Annotated in this window: 20 protein-coding genes and 1 pseudogene; 11 read left to right on the top strand and 10 right to left on the bottom strand. The window is 37.3% G+C overall.

Going from position 1 to position 22,116, the window contains the following annotated elements:
* The first annotated feature begins 47 nt into the window (after nucleotides 1-47).
* From VB713_RS05255 to VB713_RS05230, 6 genes are all read left to right on the top strand, one after another.
* The gene (locus tag VB713_RS05255; RefSeq protein ID WP_323310526.1) at nucleotides 48-1,256 is read left to right on the top strand and encodes an ABC exporter membrane fusion protein; all 1,209 of its coding nucleotides are present in this window, start codon (nucleotides 48-50) and stop codon (nucleotides 1,254-1,256) included.
* A 95-nt stretch (nucleotides 1,257-1,351) separates the two neighbouring features.
* Nucleotides 1,352-2,530: an ABC transporter permease DevC gene (devC, locus tag VB713_RS05250; RefSeq protein WP_323310525.1), complete on the top strand. Its 1,179-nt coding sequence runs from the start codon at nucleotides 1,352-1,354 to the stop codon at nucleotides 2,528-2,530.
* A 242-nt stretch (nucleotides 2,531-2,772) separates the two neighbouring features.
* On the top strand, nucleotides 2,773-3,777 hold the full coding sequence (locus VB713_RS05245) for an NAD-dependent epimerase/dehydratase family protein (RefSeq protein WP_323310524.1): 1,005 nt from the start codon (nucleotides 2,773-2,775) through the stop codon (nucleotides 3,775-3,777).
* Nucleotides 3,778-4,486: 709 nt separating this feature from the next.
* Entirely contained in the window at nucleotides 4,487-4,954 is a 468-nt protein-coding gene (locus VB713_RS05240; protein WP_323310523.1) for a DUF2141 domain-containing protein, read from the top strand.
* Nucleotides 4,955-5,061: 107 nt separating this feature from the next.
* Nucleotides 5,062-6,321, top strand: a complete 1,260-nt coding sequence (locus VB713_RS05235; protein WP_323310522.1) for a glycosyltransferase family 2 protein — start codon at nucleotides 5,062-5,064, stop codon at nucleotides 6,319-6,321.
* Between the two features lie 109 nt (nucleotides 6,322-6,430).
* Nucleotides 6,431-7,699, top strand: coding sequence for a glycosyltransferase (locus VB713_RS05230; protein WP_323310521.1), 1,269 nt, complete (start codon nucleotides 6,431-6,433; stop codon nucleotides 7,697-7,699).
* A 427-nt stretch (nucleotides 7,700-8,126) separates the two neighbouring features.
* Here VB713_RS05230 and VB713_RS05225 read toward each other — a convergent pair.
* From VB713_RS05225 to VB713_RS05185, 9 genes and pseudogenes are all read right to left on the bottom strand, one after another.
* Nucleotides 8,127-8,240: pseudogene (locus VB713_RS05225) on the bottom strand (IS5/IS1182 family transposase); the annotation flags it as partial.
* 119 nt (nucleotides 8,241-8,359) lie between these two features.
* On the bottom strand, nucleotides 8,360-8,941 hold the full coding sequence (locus VB713_RS05220) for a methylmalonic aciduria and homocystinuria type D protein (protein WP_323310520.1): 582 nt from the start codon (nucleotides 8,939-8,941) through the stop codon (nucleotides 8,360-8,362).
* Between the two features lie 147 nt (nucleotides 8,942-9,088).
* Complete coding sequence (locus tag VB713_RS05215; protein ID WP_323310519.1) at nucleotides 9,089-9,295, bottom strand: glycogen debranching protein; 207 nt, start codon at nucleotides 9,293-9,295, stop codon at nucleotides 9,089-9,091.
* A 164-nt stretch (nucleotides 9,296-9,459) separates the two neighbouring features.
* On the bottom strand, nucleotides 9,460-9,864 hold the full coding sequence (locus VB713_RS05210) for a biopolymer transporter ExbD (RefSeq protein WP_323310518.1): 405 nt from the start codon (nucleotides 9,862-9,864) through the stop codon (nucleotides 9,460-9,462).
* Between the two features lie 483 nt (nucleotides 9,865-10,347).
* Entirely contained in the window at nucleotides 10,348-10,908 is a 561-nt protein-coding gene (locus VB713_RS05205) for a hypothetical protein (RefSeq protein ID WP_323310517.1), read from the bottom strand.
* 65 nt (nucleotides 10,909-10,973) lie between these two features.
* Nucleotides 10,974-11,156: a CsbD family protein gene (locus VB713_RS05200; protein ID WP_323310535.1), complete on the bottom strand. Its 183-nt coding sequence runs from the start codon at nucleotides 11,154-11,156 to the stop codon at nucleotides 10,974-10,976.
* An 807-nt stretch (nucleotides 11,157-11,963) separates the two neighbouring features.
* Nucleotides 11,964-13,976, bottom strand: a complete 2,013-nt coding sequence (locus VB713_RS05195; protein WP_323310516.1) for an ATP-binding protein — start codon at nucleotides 13,974-13,976, stop codon at nucleotides 11,964-11,966.
* A 15-nt stretch (nucleotides 13,977-13,991) separates the two neighbouring features.
* A complete protein-coding gene (locus VB713_RS05190; RefSeq protein ID WP_323310515.1) occupies nucleotides 13,992-14,858 on the bottom strand; it encodes a substrate-binding domain-containing protein in 867 nt (288 codons plus the stop codon).
* Nucleotides 14,859-15,352: 494 nt separating this feature from the next.
* Complete coding sequence (locus VB713_RS05185; RefSeq protein ID WP_323310514.1) at nucleotides 15,353-16,012, bottom strand: phosphoribosyltransferase; 660 nt, start codon at nucleotides 16,010-16,012, stop codon at nucleotides 15,353-15,355.
* Nucleotides 16,013-16,395: 383 nt separating this feature from the next.
* Here VB713_RS05185 and VB713_RS05180 point away from each other — a divergent pair, with 383 nt between their 5' ends.
* The 4 genes from VB713_RS05180 to VB713_RS05165 all read left to right on the top strand — a co-directional run bounded on the left by VB713_RS05180 (nucleotide 16,396) and on the right by VB713_RS05165 (nucleotide 19,689).
* Nucleotides 16,396-16,923, top strand: a complete 528-nt coding sequence (locus VB713_RS05180) for a universal stress protein (protein ID WP_323310513.1) — start codon at nucleotides 16,396-16,398, stop codon at nucleotides 16,921-16,923.
* A 326-nt stretch (nucleotides 16,924-17,249) separates the two neighbouring features.
* Nucleotides 17,250-17,936, top strand: coding sequence for an NYN domain-containing protein (locus VB713_RS05175; RefSeq protein ID WP_323310512.1), 687 nt, complete (start codon nucleotides 17,250-17,252; stop codon nucleotides 17,934-17,936).
* A gap of 663 nt (nucleotides 17,937-18,599) precedes the next feature.
* Nucleotides 18,600-18,875: a hypothetical protein gene (locus VB713_RS05170; protein ID WP_323310511.1), complete on the top strand. Its 276-nt coding sequence runs from the start codon at nucleotides 18,600-18,602 to the stop codon at nucleotides 18,873-18,875.
* Between the two features lie 88 nt (nucleotides 18,876-18,963).
* Nucleotides 18,964-19,689, top strand: a complete 726-nt coding sequence (locus tag VB713_RS05165) for a COG4280 domain-containing protein (RefSeq protein ID WP_323310510.1) — start codon at nucleotides 18,964-18,966, stop codon at nucleotides 19,687-19,689.
* 274 nt (nucleotides 19,690-19,963) lie between these two features.
* Here VB713_RS05165 and VB713_RS05160 read toward each other — a convergent pair whose 3' ends face one another.
* Entirely contained in the window at nucleotides 19,964-21,202 is a 1,239-nt protein-coding gene (locus VB713_RS05160; RefSeq protein WP_323310509.1) for an HhoA/HhoB/HtrA family serine endopeptidase, read from the bottom strand.
* 332 nt (nucleotides 21,203-21,534) lie between these two features.
* Here VB713_RS05160 and VB713_RS05155 point away from each other — a divergent pair, with 332 nt between their 5' ends.
* Nucleotides 21,535-22,110 carry a TetR/AcrR family transcriptional regulator gene (locus tag VB713_RS05155; RefSeq protein WP_323310508.1) on the top strand — a complete coding sequence of 192 codons (576 nt, stop codon included), beginning with the start codon at nucleotides 21,535-21,537 and terminating at the stop codon, nucleotides 22,108-22,110.
* Nucleotides 22,111-22,116: the final 6 nt, after the last annotated feature.

The raw sequence follows: 22,116 nt of genomic DNA, 5'->3' as shown, positions 1-22,116 counted from the left end.
ATAGCTATCACGATTATCCCTGAGCAGAAAATACTTGGAATAAAAATATGGCAGAAAACAAAGAAAGCCAATTATTGAAAAAAACTGCTATGAAATGGAAAATAATTTTGGCTGCTTCTATTACATTAGCTGCCGGTTTAGCATCTTTTTACAGTTTTTCTCAATTGAAGACGCAACCTAATTCTCAGCTACAGTCTTCCTCTGTTAATTCTCCTCAAACGACTTCTAGCAAAGTTGCTGTAACTGCTTTGGGAAGATTGCAACCACAAGGTAAAATTACTTATTTGTCTGCTCCTAATTCCATCAACGGTGTACGTGTAGAAAAACTGTTGATAGCTGAAGGAGACGAAGTTAAAACTGGACAAATATTAGCTTATTTAGATGACTATGCTCGTTCTAAAACTGCTATTAAACAAGCTTTTGACAAACTACTAATTGCTAAATCTAAACTAACACAGGTAAAAGCTGGTGCTAAACCAGGTGATATTAATGCTCAAAAAGCCACCATTACTCGTTTAGATTCACAATTAAAAGGTGATATTGCGGCTCAAGTGGCAGCAATTAACCGCATCCAAGCTGAAGTAGATAATGCTCAAACTGAGAGCGATCGCTATCAACAATTATATAAAGACGGTGCAGTTTCTGCTTCCATCGCTGATACCAAGGCTTTACAACTCAAAATAGCACAACAACAGTTAACAGAAGCCAAAGCTGCTCTTATACGTACTCAAGACACCCTGAAAGATCAAATTAAGGAAGCAAACGCTAGACTCAACAGCATTAAAGAAGTACGTAGTGTAGATATTCAGTTAGCAGAAAGTGAAGTCAAAAGCGCTAACACTGCTATTCAACAAGCCAAAGCAGACCACGATTTAACTTATATCAAATCTCCCATAGATGCCAGAGTCTTGAAAATTCATGCCAAAAATGGTGAAGTAATCGCTACATCTGGTTTTGCTGAACTTGGTAAAATATCAGAAATGAATGTGATTGCTGAAGTTTATCAAACCGATATTCAAAAAGTACGGGTTGGTCAAAAAGCTATGGTTACTAGCACAGCTTTTCCTGACAAAATACAGGGAACAGTGAAAGAAATTGGTTGGCAAGTTGACAAACAAAACATCTTTAGCATTAACCCTTATTCAGATACAGATCGCAGAATCATTGAAGTCAAAATATCAATTGATAACCCTGCTGATATTCAAAAGGTATCTCGTTTCACTAACTTGCAAGTAGATGTTGCTATTCAAATCTAGTCATTAGCAAAAGAGAGAATAGGGAAAGATGGAGATATGGGGAGATCAATAACCCAAATACCACTTACTAATGACTAACAAATAAAGACAAATATATGAATATCAAAATTCCTTTAGCATGGCTACAGTTAGTCCAGCAAAAAGTACGTTTTGTCGTAGCTGTAGCCGGAATTGCTTTTATTGTGCTGCTGATGTTTATTCAATTAGGGTTTCAAGATGCACTCTATTCTAGTGCGACAGCATTACACCAAAACCTCAAAGGTGATTTATTTTTAGTCAGTTCTCAATATAAATCTTTGACTTCAAATCAAAGCTTTTCTCGGATTCGTTTACATCAAACTTTAGGGTTTGAGGGTGTAGAGTCTGTGAGTCCAATGTATTTACAATTTGCCAAATTAAAAAATCCTGCAACCGGTGAAAAATATTCAATATATGTAATTGGTTTTGATCCGGGAAAACCAGTGATGAATATCCCTGAACTTGAGCAAAATTTAGATAAACTCAAAATTCCTGATGTCATGCTATTTGACAGAGATTCTCGACCAGAATTTGGGCCAATAGCAGAAAAATTTCAACGCGGTGATACGGAACAAACAATTGAAATTTTTCCCTTTGATGCTGCCAGAGGTTATCGAGTCAGAGTAGGTGGTTTATTCAGTTTAGGACCTTCCTTTGGTGTAGATGGCAATTTAATTGTGAGTGACTCAACTTTCTTAAGGATAAATCCTAATAGTCGTCCTGTAGACAAGATAGATGTAGGTATTATTAAACTCAAATCTGGCGTTGATACAAATAAGGTTTTAGCAAATTTGAAAGCCAGTTTACCTAGTGACGTGCAGATTTTTACTCGTCAAGGCTTTATTGACTTTGAAAAAAAATATTGGTCTGTAAGAACTCCTATTGGTTTCATACTTAACCTCATGTTAACAATGGCTTCTGTGGTTGGTGTCGTCATAGTTTATCAAATTCTATATAGCAATATAGCCACTCAATTTATTGCCTATGCCACTTTAAAAGCTATTGGTTATGCCAATGGATATTTATTAAATGTAGTTTTTCAACAGGCGTTAATCTTGGCAATATTATCTTATATACCAGGATTTATTGTTTCTTTAATGCTATATAATTTTGCCATGAAATCGACTAAATTACCTATCATTATGACTCCCAATAATGCCTTAATAGTCTTAACTTCTACAGTTTTAATCTGTATAACTTCTGGAGCATTAGCTATTAATAAACTTCGCTCCGCAGATCCGGCTGATATTTTCTAGTAAATCTAGAATAAATTCAGTAATTTAATTGAAAGGAGTTCAGAATGTCTTTCAAATGAAGATTCAAACCTTACCTGAAAGTTAGCCACTGAAACAACATTTTAGTGGGGACTTGTGACCCTTTCTCCCTGTCAGTCGCCAGAACTTCAGTAAGTCCTCCCATCCAGGATTCTCCTGAACTTCTGAACTCCTGAACTTCTGTATTCTTCTTGGTCAACATATTTACCTATCAATATCCTACTATGAACCTTCACAGCAAAACTCTTCTAATCACTGGCATTGATGAATTTATCGGCTTACGTGCAGCCGAATTAGCGATCGCTCAAGGGATGAAAGTACGAGGCTTACAAAGCTCTTCAGTGCAGAATAAAAATCTCCAAAATTTGGGAGTTGAAATTATTGTTGGTAGTATCACTGATGCAAAAATTGCTCAACAGGCTTGTCAAGGAGTAGATATTGTTCTACATACAACTCAACTTGCTGAAGAAGCTGGAGAACTGAAGAATTTTCGTGACATAAATGTTAGTGGTACTCTCAATATAGCTAAAGCTGCAAAGCAATCTGGTATTAAAACATTTGTACATCTTTCTAGTGTTTTAGTTTATGGCTTTGACTATGCCGATAATGTTACAGAATCAGGGTTACTATCAGGAGATAATAATCCTTACTGTCAGACAAAAATTGAAGCAGAGACAGAACTATTAAAATTAAATTCATCATCAGATTTTGGTATTATTATTATCCGTCCTGGAGATGTTTATGGGCCAGGAAGTATTCCTTGGATAGTACGACCAGTTTTGATGATGCGACAAAAATTATTTGCTTATGCAAATGATGGTAAGGGAGTCATGAATCATTTATATATAGATAATTTGATTGATGCCATTTTCTTAGCTATGGAAAAGGAAAGCTATGGCGAAATTTTTAATATTACAGACGGAGAAAAAACTTCCTGGAAAGAGTATTTTATTCACTTAGCAGCAATGGAAAATTTATCTGCACCGATGTCTCTTCCTAAAGAGGAAATGAAGTTATTTCTTCGTGTGCGTCATCAAGGACAAAAGCTGTTTCGGAAAAAAGCTGATATTCTCCCTGAGTCTGTTGATTTCATGAGTCGTCCCTATGCTTATTCTATTGCTAAAGCTGAAAATATCTTAAACTATAAACCAAAAGTTGACTTGGAAGAGGGAATGAAACGTACACATGAATGGTTGCAAAAAACTGATCTGCAAAAATTGATGAAATAGTTTTTTGTTAATCAGAAAATGCATCTACAGATAGTCATACAAGAATTGGGAGAATATCTACATTTTTTGGCGTTGGTGAATGAAGGTATGAATTTTTCTCACGCAGAGGCGCAGAGAGGAAGAGTTTAAGAGATGAAATTTTTGATTTTCATACTTCAATTCAGCAACGCCCATTTTTTTACATCTAACGCACTCTACAAGAAACTGAAACCCATTTCTCATATTTGGTGTTTTCCATCAATGCGTAATCGTGATGTTTGAAAAATTTATGGTTGTATTGATATCTCTCTAATCCACCTAAAAAAAGAGGGAAATAATTATTTTAAAGTCCTTCTTTCTCAGGGTGATTTAGGAGGGTCTAAAATTTCAATACATCAGCTACCACTTTTTCTAAAATACTCTAATTCCCATACATAATTCAATACTTGTCTGTTAAGGAAATGTAGGTTGGGTTGAGCGACAGCGAAACCCAACAAAATCCTTGATAATGTTGGGTTTCGTGCCTCAACCCAACCTACCATATAATAACTTTTGAGCCTTAACCGAGCAGTATTGATACATAATTATGCTTGAGAAATAATACTTCCTCAGGATAGTTATTGAAAATTAGATGGAATTTTATGATTAAGAGTCGATGTGGAATTTCTCTATTTAGCTTTTATTTAAGTACCTAAGCATATCAATCTTACCTGGAGACAAATATCAGTTTATGTTGAAGCTAACACGCCTTTCTTATCTATTGTTTGCAACTTTATTAACTCTCAGTTGTGCTAAAACAGTTCATGCAGAATCAAACATGAAACTGACTGTAGTAGTGAATAATATCCGTCACAAAACTGGTGAAGTTTGCTTGAGAATTTATGCTTCTGAAAAAGGATTTCCTACAAATAATTCTAGTGAAGTTCAAAGTGGCTGTACTAAGATTGCTGGAAAATCTGTAACGAAGGTATTTTCTGGCTTGAAACCTGGGACTTATGCTGTTGCTGTAGTTGATGATCAAAATGGCGACCGCAAACTCAATAAAGATTTTTTTGGTATTCCTCAAGAAGGTTTTGGTGTTTCCAAAAATCCCACTGTTTCTATCCAAACTGGTACACCAAAATTCCGCGATGCTAGTTTTAAAATGACCAAAAATACAACTATCAATATAAATATTAAATATTCTCTTGATCCCTAGAGAATAAGGAACAGTAAATAGGAAATAGGGAGGAGATAGAAGTAAAGATCAAAATTCTCCCTATATCCCCATCTCCAATCTCTCATCCTTCTGGAGACGATAGATTCATGCAAGATTTGATGACATTTTTGTCTAACTCTTTGATGAGTTGGCTGGTTATTCAGGTAGCTTTAACGCTAGTATTTTTATGGTATCTGCGCTCATACAAACAACCCTTATTATCAGATGACCAGTTACCCAAAACGGCAATAATTCTGTGTTTACGAGGTGCAGATCCATTTTTACCTAATTGTGTGCGATCGCTCTTACAGCAAAACTACCCGCAGTATGATTTAAAGCTGATCGTTGACAGTCCAGAAGATCCAGCGTTTAAAATTGCCAAAGAAGCGATCGCAGAAACTACTGCAACTAATGTCCAAATTAGCACTTTGAGAACAGTCCGCCACAATTGTAGTCTCAAATGTAGTTCTTTAGTCCAAGCCGTCTCTGACTTAGATGACTCTTACAAAGTAGTTGCTTTAGTAGACGCAGATACCATAGTTCACCCCAATTGGTTGCGAGAATTAGTTAGTCCTCTCACCGATAGCAAAGTCGGACTAACCACAGGAAACCGTTGGTACTTACCCACAGGTAATTATTGGGGTTCTTTAGTTCGCTATGCCGGCAACGTCTCCACCGTCGTGCAAATGTTCCTATTTCAAGTTCCTTGGGGTGGGAGTTTAGCAATTAAAACAGAACTCCTGCACAAAACAGAACTACTTGAGAAGTGGGGAGAAGCTTTTGGTGATGATATGCTCATGCATAAAGTCATCAAAAAACACAAATTGCAAATTAAGTTTGTGCCTTCTTTATTAATGGTTAATCGAGAAGAATGCGATTTGCCAAATTTATTTGCATCTCTCAAACGCTTAATACTTTGCTCACGACTTTATCACCCTAATTGGTTGGCTTTAGTCAGTGATGCTGTTTCCAGCATTCTATTTCCTACTCTAGTCATCATCTTAAGTCTAGGATTTTTGTTAGGAGCAGAATGGAAAGATGCAGCTTTCTTATTGAAGTCTTATAGCATCTATACCATCGGATTACTCTTGCTCATGTTGGTAATGGAACTAGGAGTACAGGAAGTAATTCGCTCTCAAGGTCAAACAATTGCTCAAGTGTCGCTGGCTACAATCATGAAAATGTTAATTGCCATTCCTCTGACACAGTGGGTGTATGGATTAGCAATGATATCTTCTCTCTGGATGTCAACAGTTACATGGCGTGGTCTTACCTATCGAGTCCAAGGTCCCTGGAATATTCGCTTAGTTGAATATCATCCTTATCAATGGTTAGATCAACCAATTGATGGCAAGCTTTCTCTGTAATTTCATGTTGGTATTTGGTTGAAGAAAAAATCCAAAATCCAGCATTTTCATGAAATAGTTACTGCGTAAATCCTAAATATATCATTTTCATCAAATATTTACTTTAATCATGAAAAACAAACCTCTACGCATAGCATTATTTACAGGATTATTTGCTCCCTTTTTAACAGGAGTTTCAGTTGCAGTACATCAACGAGTGCGTTGGTTACTTGAACAAGGACATGAGGTTTTTCTCATTCACCCAGAAATCAATAATCTGTATCCTAAACAAGTTGGTAATCGTCCCATGCCGGGACTAGAAGAACTAGAAATTTTCCCCAATTTTTCATCATTTGCCTTTCCCACAAAACCGCTAATCTTCTACAAATCTTTACCACAACCATTAAACTATCGGCATTGGAACGATACTAAATTACTAGAAAAGTTCCGTCCTGACATCATCGTAGTTGAAGAAGCAGCGCAAATGAGAGGACTATACTCATTTTTCTTACAAGGTTACGGCCGTCCTGTGGGAGTTAAATATGCGAAGAAAACTAAAACTCCGATTATTTCCATTTTTCATACGGATATTGTGGCCTATATTCGATATTACTTAGGAGATATATTCTTCAACTTAGTTAGTCCAATTGTGCCGTTTTTAGTGAAACAGTTTAGTGAATCTTATAACCTCAATTTATTTTCTTCTAGAGAACAATTAACCAAATATCAAAAGCTAAAATGCCAAACTGGTGAATACCTTCCTTATCAAGGAATTAATTGTGAAAAATTCCATCCTCGTAACATTTGTTATGATCCAATTCCCGAAGATAAGCGACCGACTATTCTTTTTGTAGGACGGATTACCGCAGAAAAAAATGTTACTCAACTTTTAGATGCATATCCATTAATTGCAGCTAAAATTCCTGATGTTCACTTGGTCATTGTTGGTAGTGGTCCTTTAGATCAAGAAATTCGTCGTCGCGCTCAAAATTATCCATCTGGTGTGACGATTTGGGGTGAGTCTCACGGTACAGAACTTTTGGGATGGTTTGCTAGAGCAGATGTATTTATTAATCCTTCAGTTACTGAAAACTTTTGTACTACAAATAATGAAGCTTTAGCTTCAGGAACTCCTTTAGTTGCTGCGATCGCTCCCTCAACTGCTGAACAGGTAATACCAGGGCATAATGGCTTTCTCGCTCAACCGAATAACCCTACAGATTTTGCTGAAAAGATCATTGCTATTCTCGAAAATCCTGAACTCAAAGCACAATTATCTCAACAAGCTCGTCCTTCTATATTAGAATTTGATTGGTCAGTATGTACCCAAAAGTTTGAAGATAGGCTCTATCAGCTAGTGGAAATACCCACAAAAATTGAGTTGGGTACTTCCAAATAAAAAATCTCCAATTTCTAGGTTTGGTAAGGCTGCATCGCAATTTTTGGGTAATTTATTTTTTGGGTTTCCCTGATCTAATAATTTGTAATCACCCACAGCATTAAAAATAGCCAATTTGGCTACATAACTTTCATTATGTCTGATAGAGTGTGGAAATAATTGACCTGTAGGCTTTTAGGTTCCAAGTTTGAGATATTAGCAACATCTGCCAGAGTTTTATTAGTGGAGAAATGACCTGCTCTAATTGATAAAATGATTGGTGATATCTTCAACTGTGCCTAAAATCTTTAGACTTCATAAATATTGATTTATGGGGTCTTTTTTTCATGCTCTATTAATATGAAATATACTGCAAACGAGTAAAATCTGGACTTATATCATACTGTATCCCTGAGAGGGTGTTTGAAAAGTTTTGAGGGGTCAAAATTTATGCCAGTCGGCGCACCATGATCCGGATCATGGCAAAGTAAATAAAGGTCTCTGATGTTTCCGGCAGAAATTCATAGTCTCTGACCAAACGCCAACAGCCCATGAGCCAACCGATCACAGCTTATACCGAGAGAGCTTTTTTACCAATTTTTGGACTCCGATATTATTTTTTGTCTTAAATTACCTGCTGAATGTGGGCTAAAATTCTCTTTCCCCCTGCCCCCTGCCGTCTTAACGATCACAACCGGACTTGGTATCACTCATCTGTGTCCACCCATGCAGTGGTGCGATCGCTCTCGTAACTAATTCAATCATTTCCGGGGGTGCTTCGGAAAGCAAAATACTGGGATAAACCGCAGTTCCCCATTGAGGATGTACCAGCACACGACATTTATTTTGAATAACCGGATAATTTAGTAAGGCTTTAGCTACTGCTGTGTCATCGTGGGGAACTGGGCCAGGATGGGAAAGTAAAGGATAGCCAGTGCGGGGATCAATGATGTCTGTCAAATAACCGCGATCGCGCAAATTAAATGCCACGTCACAACCAAACCGCATAAACTTTTCCCGCAATCTTTCTTTTTCTGCTTCCGTTTGTGCGGTCTTGTCTTCCAATTGATATCGTGATTGCTGCAAGATAACTACTACCCACAAAAACTGTTGCTGTTTCCAATCTGGTAAAATCTGTTCGCAGTTGGCACAGATATACTGACTGGGATTATGAATGGAAATTTGAACAGCTTGTCCCGTTTTGCCAACTAAATTAATGGGATAGTTTTGCTCTGAAGTGCAAACACTGGGATAATTCACCACATTTATGCGGATTTTGCAAGTTTATTCTTTGAATATGATGATAACCCTGAAAACTTCCAAAAAATCATCCCATTTTGTTGATATTTAAAGTTGAGCAAAACAAACATCCAAATTTCATCCAAATTTCATAACCAATTTTATACCGATTTAACTGAGCTTTAAAGCATTAACTGGGACATCATCCCAAGAATTGACTAACCGTAATTGTGCAACCCAACCATCTGCTTTTTGCTTTTCGGTTAAACCTTTTTGAAATGATTCATGACAATCTTGAGCTTGAGATTCATTACAACAAGCAATGCAAGCATAAATCATTCCCGATGGATCAATTTGCTCATTTACCCAAATAGTCATAGACTTTTCCTTCAATATCTTCTGCTCAAACGGTGATTAATACATAGAATACAGGAGTCAGGAGTCATTGCTCATCAATTGTAGAGTCTCCTAGCAATCTCGGAAAAATAGATAATGGGTAAAGGTAAAATCTAATTACCAATTACCAATTACCAATTACCTGATTAAGGTTTTTGAGTTGCGATCGCTAATTTTACTCCCTGCACCTGACGTAAACGATCCATAACTCCCACTACTCGTCCATGAGTAGCATTCTGATCAGCGTTAATAATTACCACTACTTCTGTATTATTTCCCATTAATTCCCGCACATTTTCTGGCAAACTATTGAGGCTGACTTCTTCACGGTTGAGGCTAATTTTGCCACCTTTGTCTACTGTCACCGTAATTGGTTCTGTTGCTGCTTGTGATTTTGCTGTTGCTGCTTTAGGTAAATTAACTGGTAATCCTTCCGAACGAGTTAAAAACAAAGTTGACATAATGAAAAATGTCAGAATTGCAAAGATAACATCAATCATTGGGACAATATTAATTTGCGCTGGCAAATCTGGTTCGTCGGGTAAACGCATAAAATTTATCAGAAAATAGGCTAAAAACTCCGGAATTTACCCCTAAAACCCGTTCTGCTGACGCTCACGGAAGCCAAAAAACTTTTTAGGGTTTAATGGTCTTTTAAGCCGGGGATGTACACGGAGCATTCCCTCAGGGTAAGCTAATTAAGCGGTTTACTGCTCAACAACTTGATAATATATTACTAATTTTTTAGCCAACTTTAATTTCTGTAACTGAGAGGATGTTTTAAAAGTTTTTCGTGTAGTATTTAACACTTGTAGATCCCCCTTAGAAAAGGGGACTTTGATGAATTTAGCCCCCCTTTTTAAGGGGGGTTGGGGGGATCTGAAAATATGTGATACACAATGAGGGACTTTTCAAACAACCTCTGAATCAGTTAAGTTCAACTGGATATGTCTTAGTACAAATCGGCGCAAATAAACCCACCATTAAAGTGGGTGAAAAATTACTGATTTGAAAGGTATGGGTTTTACGCCATACTAGGGGCTTGAACTCGTATCTGGGCTAGAGGTCGGTTGTGGAGTTGGAGTCTTGGTGGACGATTCAGGAGGAGCTTCGTTAGTCGTCTTGTTCTGTGGAGCAGTAGCAGGCTGTGAATTATTAGGGACAATCACATTAACATCTGTCTTGCCTTCTTTAGGTGCTTCCGACTTTGGAACGTCAACTTTAACATTGATATTAGGCGCATTTTGTGGAGGAGTCGGAACAGCCACTGGTACTGGAACACGCTCAACAGTATTCGTCTTTTCAATGATAGTTGTCTGTTTAGCTGGCTGTTGAGGAGCCGCAGGAGCAGGTGTAACAATTACCGGATTGCTTGGTGTCCGCCCCCAGAGATAGAAAGCAATTCCACTCAGTCCTAACAAAGCGGTAATACCGATACCAATTAACAAGCCACCAGCAGCATTGTTTTGATCGCGCACTTTTAGCGTTTCGTTCTTGATATTTGTTCCAGAAACACGACCATCAGAGTAACCGTCTCCATAAGAGGTCACTTTATCTTCACTGTTATTAGGATTAGGATTTTTGGGGTTAGTCATAGTAGCTATCGGAAATAATTGGTGGAATTAAAATACAAACGAATAGAGCTTAAGCAAATGTCACACTAATTGAGGATGTTTTGAATATTATCTTTTACATCTTCTATCGTGTTACGAAATTGACTTTCTACTTGTTTAGCTTTGCCAGCAGCTTGGTCTTTGAGGTCGCCGGTAATATTGCCAGCAGCTTCTTGACTTTTGCCTTCAATATTTTTAGAAACTGCTTTTGCTCTTCCTGATAAATTCAGATTACTTTTCACGTCTTCTATCGTGTTACGAACTTGGCTTTCTCCTTGTTTAACTTTGCCAACAATTTGGTCTTTCCGGTTGCCGGTAATATTGCCAACTGCTTCTTGACTTTGCCCTTCAATATTCTTGAAAATAGCTTTTGCTCTATCCATTGTTGCTATTTTAATAGGTTGTTGACTAATTATATCTGTGAGTGGAGTTGCAGCTAAACTATCGCCAGAACCTAAACCCAATGCTATAGAAGTTGAAACTAATAAAACTAGGCTAACGGTTAGCAATATTTTACGAAATTCTTGAAGTAAAATCATTCTCTAAATTCCAAAACTTCTGATTTTTAAAGGTGTTGAATTGATTAAGGGTGTATACTTAAAAAGTATAAGACAATCCTTTCATCAAATTGAAAAAAGCAGATAAAACTGGCAGCAACACAAACTAATTCCACCTAAGCTGATTAATCTCAGCCTGAGAAGGTAGACTTTATTTGCATAGCTACAGACTTCTATTTTGAGGACATTCCGCATATTTAGGATGCTGCCTCTATGGGTAGGGAAGAAGTCTTTATTTTCTAATATGTCTTCCTTCAATCCTTTGACTAGGAAAGAGAAAGAGGGAATTAAATACTGATGATTAAGAAGCTTTTAAGATTATACTTAACTTATTATCATCAGCATTTCTACTCTTGAAAACTGAACGAATTTGCTTTTTTCATCCTTCTACTTTAGCAAAAATAATCGGTTTATTCTTATACCTAAAGACATATTTAAGCCGTTACTAATATCAGTACTTTTGGGGATTTTTCAAAAGATCTAATGAATAGGGATGGTAATTACAAACTCTGTACCCTGACCCAGTGATGAAATGCAACGCAAGGAACCACCATGTTTTTCAGTAATTATCTGGTAGCTAATTGATAATCCTATACCAGTACCTTTGCCAACTGGTTTTGTAGTGAAAAAGGGGTCAAATAGATGAGACTGGATTGCTTCTGGAATCCCTGTGCCATTATCAGTAATATGAACAACAACATTTTCATTCACCTGCTCTGAAGAAATACAAATTATGGGTTCTGGACAACAACTATTTTGAAAAGCTTCCTCCAAAGCATCAATAGCATTAACCAAGACGTTCATAAATACTTGATTTAATTGTCCTGGAAAGCACCTGATTTTAGGGATATCACCATACTCTTTCATCACTGTAATTTGAGGGCGAGGTTGATCTAAATGCCCGCTTTTATCTATGTTTTGGGATTTGAGACGGTGTTGTAAAATTAACAGGGTGCTATCAATTCCCTCATGGAGATCGGCAATTTTAAAATCGGCTTCATCCAAACGAGAAAAAATTCGTAAACTGAGAACTATTTCTCGTATGCGACTGGCTCCAATCTTCATGGAAGTGAAGATTTTAGGGAAATCTTCCATTAAAAATTTAATATCAGCTTCTTCTTGAGCATTTTTAATTTCTAATTCTGGGTAGGGATAATATTTTTGATAAAGTTGAATTAACCATAGTAACTGTTGAGCATAATCTTCAGTATGCTTGAGATTTCCATAAATGAAATTAACTGGGTTGTTGATTTCATGAGCAATACCAGCAATCATCTGTCCCAAAGAAGACATTTTTTCATTTTGAATTAATTGGGATTGGGTAAGTTTAAGTTCATGTAGAGTGTGATTGAGGTCTATATTTTTTTGCCGCAGTTCTTGCGTGCGATCTTCTACTTTTTGTTCTAGTATTTGGCTGTAAACCTCTAGCTTTTGATTGGCTTCATATTGTTCTACTAACAATTGCTTTACCTGTTGAATTAACTGGTTAAAAGAAATGGCTAATATCCCAACTTCATCTTGAGTTGTGACAGGAGCTTGGAGATCAAAATTAGATTCTTGGGTGACTTGCTGTGCAATCTGTGTAACAACTTTTAGGGGACGAGTAATTGTTTGCACAGTTAAAAATCCGGCGATTGCCACAATAGCACTACCAAATACATACAATAATCCCAATTGTTGCCATAGTCTCCATTGCTCCATTTTTAGTGTTGATGTAGGCAACAAGACTGTAGTGGTCAAGGTATGACTATTTCCAGAAACTAAGATGCTTTTGGCTAAATATTTCTGGTTATCAATCATAATTTCTGTCACGGGCAATCCAGGATCGGGCAATTGCCAATTACCATTCTGCGGTATCAATAAGGTTGTTGCAATTATATGATTGTTTTTTCGGGTAATCAGGTGTTTGGAAGAACCAGCCACAATTTTTTTCAGTAGGTTATCATCTACTAAGTTGCCAATAATGATTCCTCCTATTAATCCTGTTGGTGTTTTGATTGAATAAGTCACACTCTGAAGAATTTTTTTCCCACCTTCCACATCAAGGAAATCAATTAATTGCGCTCCATTACTGGCACTACTGATAATTACTTGATCTGATACTTTCATCTCAGATAGTGAAATGCTACGCAAGTCTGTGAGGACGTTGTTTTTAGTATCAACTATTTTCAGCCAATCCAATTTTAATACTGTCTTCAGTGGCAATAATACCTGTAACAGTAATCCTTTATTTCGTTGCTCAATAGCTTGCTCAAGCTGATCTTGATAAGCAATTAGTTCGATTTTAGTTTGTAGAATTTGCTGTTCATACTGAAAATCTTGATCAACTCGTTCAGTAAATCTTTCTAAATCTTGACGAAAATTTTTCTCTAAACTCTTCGTAAACCAATTTCCTATTACTATTAAGCCCGATGTGAATACGCTCAAGTAAACTATGAGTAGTGGTATGACAATTTTTTGGCTCAGATTCAGCCGCCTAAAAAATCTCTGCATAGTAATATGATTTAATTAATTAGGGATAAAACCATTTTTTTGGAGAATTTTATTACCTTCTTCACTGAATATAAAATTAATAAAATTCTGAGTAGGTACTGAAGGCTTTTTATTCCAGTTTATGCCGATGTAACGTACCATTTGGTATTTTCCACTTTTGAAGTTTTCTATTGTGGGTGCAACATCATTGAGACTAAGGCGATTGATTGGTAATTGATTGATTACAGAATATGCCGAAGAAAAAGCACCGATGGAGTTAGGTGTATTTTTTAAGGTTTCAATTAATTCTCCTTCTTTATTCAAAATAATGGCCTTAGTGCTAGTTTTGTCTGCTCCTAAATAGTATTTTCGCAATAATTTTTTTGCTGATTCATCTTCAGGTCTATCCAACACAATAATGTTGGCATTGGCTCCACCTAATTCTTGCCAATTGGTAATGTCACCTTGATAAATGGCTTTTAATTGCTGAGTGGATAAATTAGTAACACCTTTAACGCTGTTGTTTGTAGCAACTAATAACATATCTTTTGCCAATTCACGATCTTGAATTTGACCGTTATTTTCTTCTGGTTTGAGTTTGTGGCTGCTACTAGCGATATCAATGATGCCATTTTTTAAAGCGGCGATTGTTCCTTCTGACTGAGTATTAGAGATAAACTCAATTTTAATGTTATTGTTTTGGGCTTGATAAGCTTGTGCCAATAGTTTTAAAACTGTTGCGGTGGAACTGGAACCGCCAATTTTGATGATCTTTTGGTCTAAAGAATTAGTCGGACTAGCAGGTGGATTAGAAGCGGTTGGTGTAGTTGAGTTGATTAACGCGCAACTGCACAACCCTAAAACTATACATCCAATGGTCATTGAGTGAGCAATTTTTTGCATGGACGAGTTTTCAAATTTCTCTAAACTGATATTCATATCTAAACATTGTTATTAGCAAACTTTTATTCATCATAATGAAATTGTGTGTCAATTGTATCTACTTTATGTAAACTACATCTATCTTCAGGATGACACTTTTTTCTACTTATGATATTGCCAATCCAGTATAATTACTTGCAAGTATTCCTTCCTCCTACTGTCACAGGATAAGCTAATACAGCCAAAAATGCTACACCACGACCTTTGTGTGAGTGATAGATTTTTAAATAACAGTCTGTCACAGTAAGAGAACTCCACAAAAAAGATGTACTGCTTGCAGCAGCGCTAGTTCCCTCCGGGACGCTCCGCGTAGCAAGATCCCGTAGGGTACGCTATCCCAGTTCACCAAATCAAAGCGACTTTTCTTCCCCCCTGCTCCCTGCCGTCACAGCGACGGGATATTTTTTTAGTTGGAAGTCTCTAATACCTGAAGGAGAGTAAGGTTGGGTATGCAGCTAAGATAATTTTCTTAAATCTGATTGCTTGGCTAAAAGTGCGCGTACTTCTTCATCGGTAGTTTGGGAAAAATCTTCATACCAAAATCCAATAGCAGACATTTGTTTTGGAGTTTGCAAACAAACTATTTCGTCTACTTCTAGCTGCAATTCTTGGTAAGTGCTTGTTGGTGCTACTGGAACTGCGACAACAATTTTTGTCGGCTGCTGTTGTTTGAGGATTGTGATCGCAGCTCGCATGGTTGAGCCAGTAGCAATACCATCATCTATCAAAATCACTGTTTTATTTTTGACGTTTAAAGGCGGAGCATCACCTCGATAAGTGCGATCGCGTCGCTGTAATTCTTGTAATTCTTCAGCAGCAACTATCTCAATCACTTCCCTGTCTATTCCCAAGGCATTGATGACATCATAATTTAGTACTCCCATCCCCCCACCAGCAATTGCACCCATTGCCAATTCTTTATGGCCAGGTACGCCGAGTTTTCTCACTATACAGACATCCAGAGGTGCATTTAAGGTTTTGGCTACTTCAAAGGCGACAGGCACACCCCCACGAGGCAAACCCAATACTAGCAGGTCTTCTCGGTGAGCATAGGCTGTTAAATGTTGTGCTAGAATTTGTCCTGCTTCAGTGCGGCTATGAAATCTTTTCAGCATGACTATCACCACATGGTAATGATTTTGGATGACTAACAAGTCTCCAATTTTTATGGGGGGGTGAGGAGAGATCTCGATACAATTGTAGAGTTTTCAAACATCCTCTTCTATTTCTATGGTAGATCCAAAGTGCAGGTGATCAGAAATAACTATCTGGTCAAAAAAGGTATAAGATGATTTGTAATGGTGACTCCAGTGCGGTTAGGGAGATTTAAACCCCCAGAATTTGTGAAGAAGCTGATAAAACTTGCTTGATTATTCCCTCCTACTTTCTTTTAGACCTTCTGCGATCGCTCATTTGAGCCGCTAACAGGGTAGTTGAGCTTGTCGAAACTCGCGCTCAAACCTGCTTATTGCTTCCTACTCTTCAAGGAATATTAACTATGTTTCACAAAATTTTAGTTGCTCTAGACAACTCCGAAACAAGCCAGTATATTTTTGAGCAGTCTTTATTTTTGGCAAAAACAAGCAATGCAGCCTTAATGTTGCTTCATGTGCTATCGCCCTTAGAAGATCCTTACCTCAATCCTATATTTTTGCAACCAGAAACAATTTATCCTACTTTGTATACTGAAAACATCAATCAGTATATGCAAGCATGGGATAAACTCAAGCAAGAAAGACTCGACTGGATGCGATCGCTCACTCAAACAGCAGTTAATGCAGGTATCAAAACTGAGTTGACCCAAACTGTAGGCGATCCAGGTCGCATCATTTGTGAATTAGCATTAAATTTGCCAGCTGACCTCATTATTGTCGGTCGTAGAGGCAGAACTGGAATCAGTGAATTTTTCTTGGGCAGTGTTAGCAATTACGTACTACATCATGCTCACTGCTCGGTTCTAACCATACAAGGTTTAATTCCTACCAACATATCAAACAGTGAAGACACTCAAGTAACTTCCATCTAAAAAATTCACAATTTCTTAATATTTAAGCTAGGACAGATCAAGCAAACTTTTCTTTTTCCCTCTGCAAATATGGGTGATGAAAGGCTGCTCACATCTGGGTTTGAACCATAATATCAGTCAGCAATAGTATTATAGTGCTGTATATACTCTCATCCATCACTTTAATTTAAGATATGGCTCAGTCCTAATGAGTTAAATTTATTTGTAGCTAGTGTCTGTATACAATTTCCTACTACTTTTATGACTACGGTTATTAACTTGGTACAGACTATACTAGTATTAGTAATTTATCAAATACAACCCAAATTTAAAATCTAGAGGTATCTATGAGTTTTACTAATCTTAACAAGAAAACAAACGAATATAAAGAACTTAAAGAAAAACCACATTGGCAAGGGCCACCCGCAATAAAAAATAGTGTCAAAGGGAGAGAAATCAAGCCACAAGAGATCATTACCGATGTTCTCAATGGAGATGATCGGGGTCGCGGTCGAGTGGCAATTTTTATTGATGGCTTAAACCTATTTCACTCAGCTTTGCAACTAGGCATTGAAATCGACTACGTTAAATTGCTGTGTCGTTTAACACAAAGTTCTCGATTATTACGAGCTTTCTTTTATACCGGAATCGATGCCAGCAAGGAAAAGCAACAAGGATTTCTGTTATGGATGCGTCGCAATGGATATCGTGTAGTCACTAAAGAGATAGTTGCAGTTGCCGAAAATTGCAAAAAACCCAATCTCAATGTAGAAATTGCCGTTGATATGATCACTCTAGCACCCTACTACGATACTGCTGTTTTAGTCAGTGGTGATGGTGATTTAGCCTATGCTGTCAGTGCTGTCAGCAGCTTGGGATCTAGGGTAGAAGTAATTGGTTTACAAACAATGACTAGTGATAGCCTGATTGATGTGGCTGATTACTTCATCGACTTCGATAGTATTAAACAACATATTCAAAAGGACTCTCATGTTGGCTATAGTTATCGCACTTCGTCCACTTCTCAAATTTAAATACTCAGACATCTGCTGAACTAATAGGACTTCTAGAGGTAAATTACAGCCAGTAAATTAATCTCCATATTTTGCTCAAACTTCATCAAAATGGATATTTTAATAATTGAATATTAAACCTAACTAGCTTTAAAAAAAGGTAAGAATTCAGAAGTCAGGAGAAAAAAGAAGAAAGAAAAATATTTTTCTCTTCTGTTCCCTGCTGTGCTGAAAATGCTGACTTTTATTTGCACCTTCTTTTAGATATGTGCTACACCAAGGTGAGAATAGTTAGTTAATATTGCTATGTATAATTACTGTCCTAATTCTTGAAGCTTGAAATTCAGTGATAGTACTGATTAAGGTGTTTTTAGGATTCGATTAATATTGACTTGAGGACGGAATGTATAGCAATACTTGTCGGTTAAGGAAATGTAGGTTGGGTTGAGCGACAGCGAAACCCAACAAAATCCTTGATAATGTTGGGTTTCGTGCCTCAACCCAACCTACCATATAATAACTTTTGAGCCTTAACCGAGCAGTATTGGAATGTATAGTTAGCTTCAAAGTTATTAAATATGAAAGTCTCTTTGCAAACTTATGCATCTTCACTGCACAAAGTATACTAATAACCTGAATAAAGACATCGTTACTGGATCTCGCAAAAACTAAGGAGTGCAAACCGTGAATCAGATCCAATTGACTTTAGTGATTATTTATCTGTTAATGACTTGCTATTTTTTTACCAATTGGTTAAGTTTTTCCCAGCGTCACCCTGCATCTACTCCAGAAGATAAATTTTTATCATTTATTATGTGTTTAACAACTACTATCTTCTGGCCTTTAATGATTTCTCTATGGTGTTTAAAAATTATTAAGAATGGCAAGCTAGAATTTAGTACTGTAATTCCTGTGCTTTTAGCAATATTTGCTTGTAGTATTTCCTACTATCTCAGTTAAGTAACCACACATAAATATTTTAGATAAATAGGAAATGCTGTTCGCAGAACGTGCCGTTAGGCATATAAATTTAAAACCTGGATAAATAATGAATTGGACTATTTTTTTTGCTGCACTTGGCAGTACAACTATTGAATTTTTGGAAGTAGTAGCGATCGCTTATGCTATTGGTAGTTCTGGTTATGTTCAAGAAGCCTTATGGGGTTCTCTTGTGGGGTTAATAGTGGTTTTGGCTGGTGCGATCGCTCTAGGCAGTGGGTTACAATTTGTACCACTACAACCATTACAAATCGTGATTGGGACACTGTTATTGTGGTTTGGTTGGAAATGGGTGCAGAAGTCGGTACGCAGACTAGCAACTGGAAGACGAGCAGGTTGGATTGATGATCATGTATTAGAAAAAGAAGGTATTGTTTTAGAACAGGAAACAATGGGATTTAGCAAACTCAATTTCTTGATTATGACTAAAAGCGTGGCTTTGGAAGCCTTGGAAATAGTTGTAATTGTCATCACCTTGGGTTTAGCCACCAGTGCATGGTATGAAGCAATCGCTGGCACAGGGTTAGCTTTATTATTATCGTTAGTGATGGTGATTTTATTACATCCATATTTGGTCAAACTGCCAGAAGTGTTAATTAAACTTGGTGCAGGAATTATGCTCACTGCAATGGGGACTTTTTGGTTAGGGGAAGGAGTCGGGTTAGAATTTCCCTTTGATGAATTTGCTATCTTGATTTTAATTGCTTTATATAGTTTCATATCTGGAATTTCTGTGTATTGGCTCAAATATAAAGGGAGCATCCCAGATATGTAACAAGTAATTATGCTTAGTCTGAAAACCACTCTTGGTCGTGTCTGGGGACGGAATAGAGGCTTTTAAAGAGTGCGTACATAGAGAATCAAAACAAGAATACCCCTCAAAAAGCCTATTTTCTAACTAAGTATTTATGCTCATTGCAAAAGTGGGATGCTCCCAACACAGTTGGCTAGAAATCAAGGACAGGATGGGTTCTGATGTTATTAGCGAAAACTGATTCTAGTTCTACCTATTCTTACTACACCCCACTAATTAAATTTCTATCTACTGCTTATTGAACGCGTGTGGGAAAAGTCCCAGGACTAACAGCTATGTTGAGATTCTGGTTATTTCGACGCAGATCTAGACGCAAATTTCCGCCAATTTGGGCTTTTTCTACAGCTTTCTGCACACTAGCGGCATCTGTGACTAATTGGCCATTGAGCTTTTGAATGACATCACCTGCACGTATTCCGGCTTTGTCCGCTGGTGAATTAACCATAACTTTGACTATTAATACACCTTTGTCTTCTTTCACATTTAAACCACTATTGGACTCTGAGTTGAGACGTTGCTTCAACTCAGGTGTTAAACCCACCATTTGAATTCCTAAATAAGGATGTTGAGCTTTACCTGTCGTTATAAGTTGATTAGAAATGCGTTGTGCTGTGTTAATAGGAATGGAAAATCCTAAACCCTGCGCTCCTTGAATAATAGCCGTATTCATACCAATAACTTCCCCACGCGAATTTAGCAAAGGGCCACCAGAGTTACCGGGGTTAATTGCTGCGTCGGTTTGAATAAATTCTACTCGCTTATCGGGAACGCCAACTTGATTACTAGAGCGTCCAGTGCCGCTGACAATGCCTGTCGTTACTGTATTATCTAACCCTAGAGGATTACCAATTGCGATCGCCCATTGTCCCGGTTGTAGTTGGTCAGAATTACCGATAGTCACTGTTGGCAAATTATTAGCCTGAATTTTCACAACTGCAACATCAGTTAACTCATCTTTCCCAATTACTTTACCGTCAAAGGTACGCCCATCCTTAAGAGTGACACTCACCGTATCAGCACCATCAACTACGTGAGCATTGGTAATAATTCGACCGTCTGCACTGAGAATAAAACCTGAGCCAGTACCTCTTTCTACCCGATTTTTTCCTTGCATTGGTAGTTGTGAACCAAAAAAGCGGCGGAAAAATGGGTCATTCAACTCATCGGGTAACTGGCTTTTAACAGTTCGGGCTGAATTAATTCGCACTACCGCAGGCCCTACTTTTTCGACAACTTGAGTAATAAAATTAGGATCTGTACTTGCTGGTAATGGGGAAGCCGCATTGACTCGACTTAGTGCTAGTTGAGATGCAGTTTCAGATACCTGCTGTTGGTTTCCAGCTAGATAGCCACCTGTTAAGGTCATACCTGATCCCAGTAGCACCAAGGATAAAGAGGCCGCTGCCTTTTTCCAGGGTGTATCATGATGGCTTTTTGGTAAAAGATTGTCTTGTTCTTGTGGTTGGTTTGACATTTGCTGTATGGGAGGGATATTGAGGACTATTACTAAGGTAGATATTTTTTTTGATGCTTTTGTTGCAAAAGTGTAACAGTATTGGGAAAATTTCTAGTCTTTATATTTGGATACACTCACAAACATGAATTTTTCCAACAAATCCATAAAATCTGTTGACATTATAGCAATCTTCTAAATTTGATACCCTAATTATCACAAAATTCTGTAAGCGGTAGCCCGGATCAATCCGGAGGCTGATAGCATCAAAAAATTATTAGTCAAATCTTGACAAGCCTCATGTTGTGTGTTTTATTAAAAATAACGACCGTTCGATATAGATAAGCCGAGTTATGCCGAAAATTGTTGATCATGAACAATACCGTAAAGAATTACTCGGCAAGTGTTTCGATTTATTTGCTGAAAAAGGTTATGGGTCTATAACCATGCGGCAAATTGCTCAGAGTTTAAATGTTTCTACGGGTACGTTATATCACTATTTTCCCAGTAAACAGGCTTTGTTTGAACAACTGGTGGAAGAAATTACTCAACAGGATGTCATTACAGCTTTAGCAGAATTGGGAGGAAAGAATAATTTATCTGACTTGATGACAGCCTTAGGTAATTATCTTGTCAAAAATGAGGAATACCTAATTAAATGGACTTATGTCTGGGTTAATTTCTGTCAACATCAAGATTCAAAATCCCTGCTGAGTAATAGCACAGTTTTCAAACACGCTAATCAACGATGTCAACAAGTAGCCTGTGACTTATTAGGCATTCAAGATGTAGTATTAGCATCTTTTATTTTAAGCTTTGTTAATGGGGTAATTCTAGAAAAATTATGGGGTAATGAAACAATTAATTTTCCTGAACAATGCGCTTTGTTAGAAAAAATGTTAATTGCTTATTTACAGCAAAAATCATAGGTGACT

The organism is Anabaena cylindrica UHCC 0172 (assembly GCF_034931625.1).
Lineage (GTDB): Bacteria > Cyanobacteriota > Cyanobacteriia > Cyanobacteriales > Nostocaceae > Anabaena > Anabaena cylindrica_A.
Note: the sequence above shows the minus strand (reverse complement) of the source record. Positions and strands in the feature narration are given on the sequence as shown.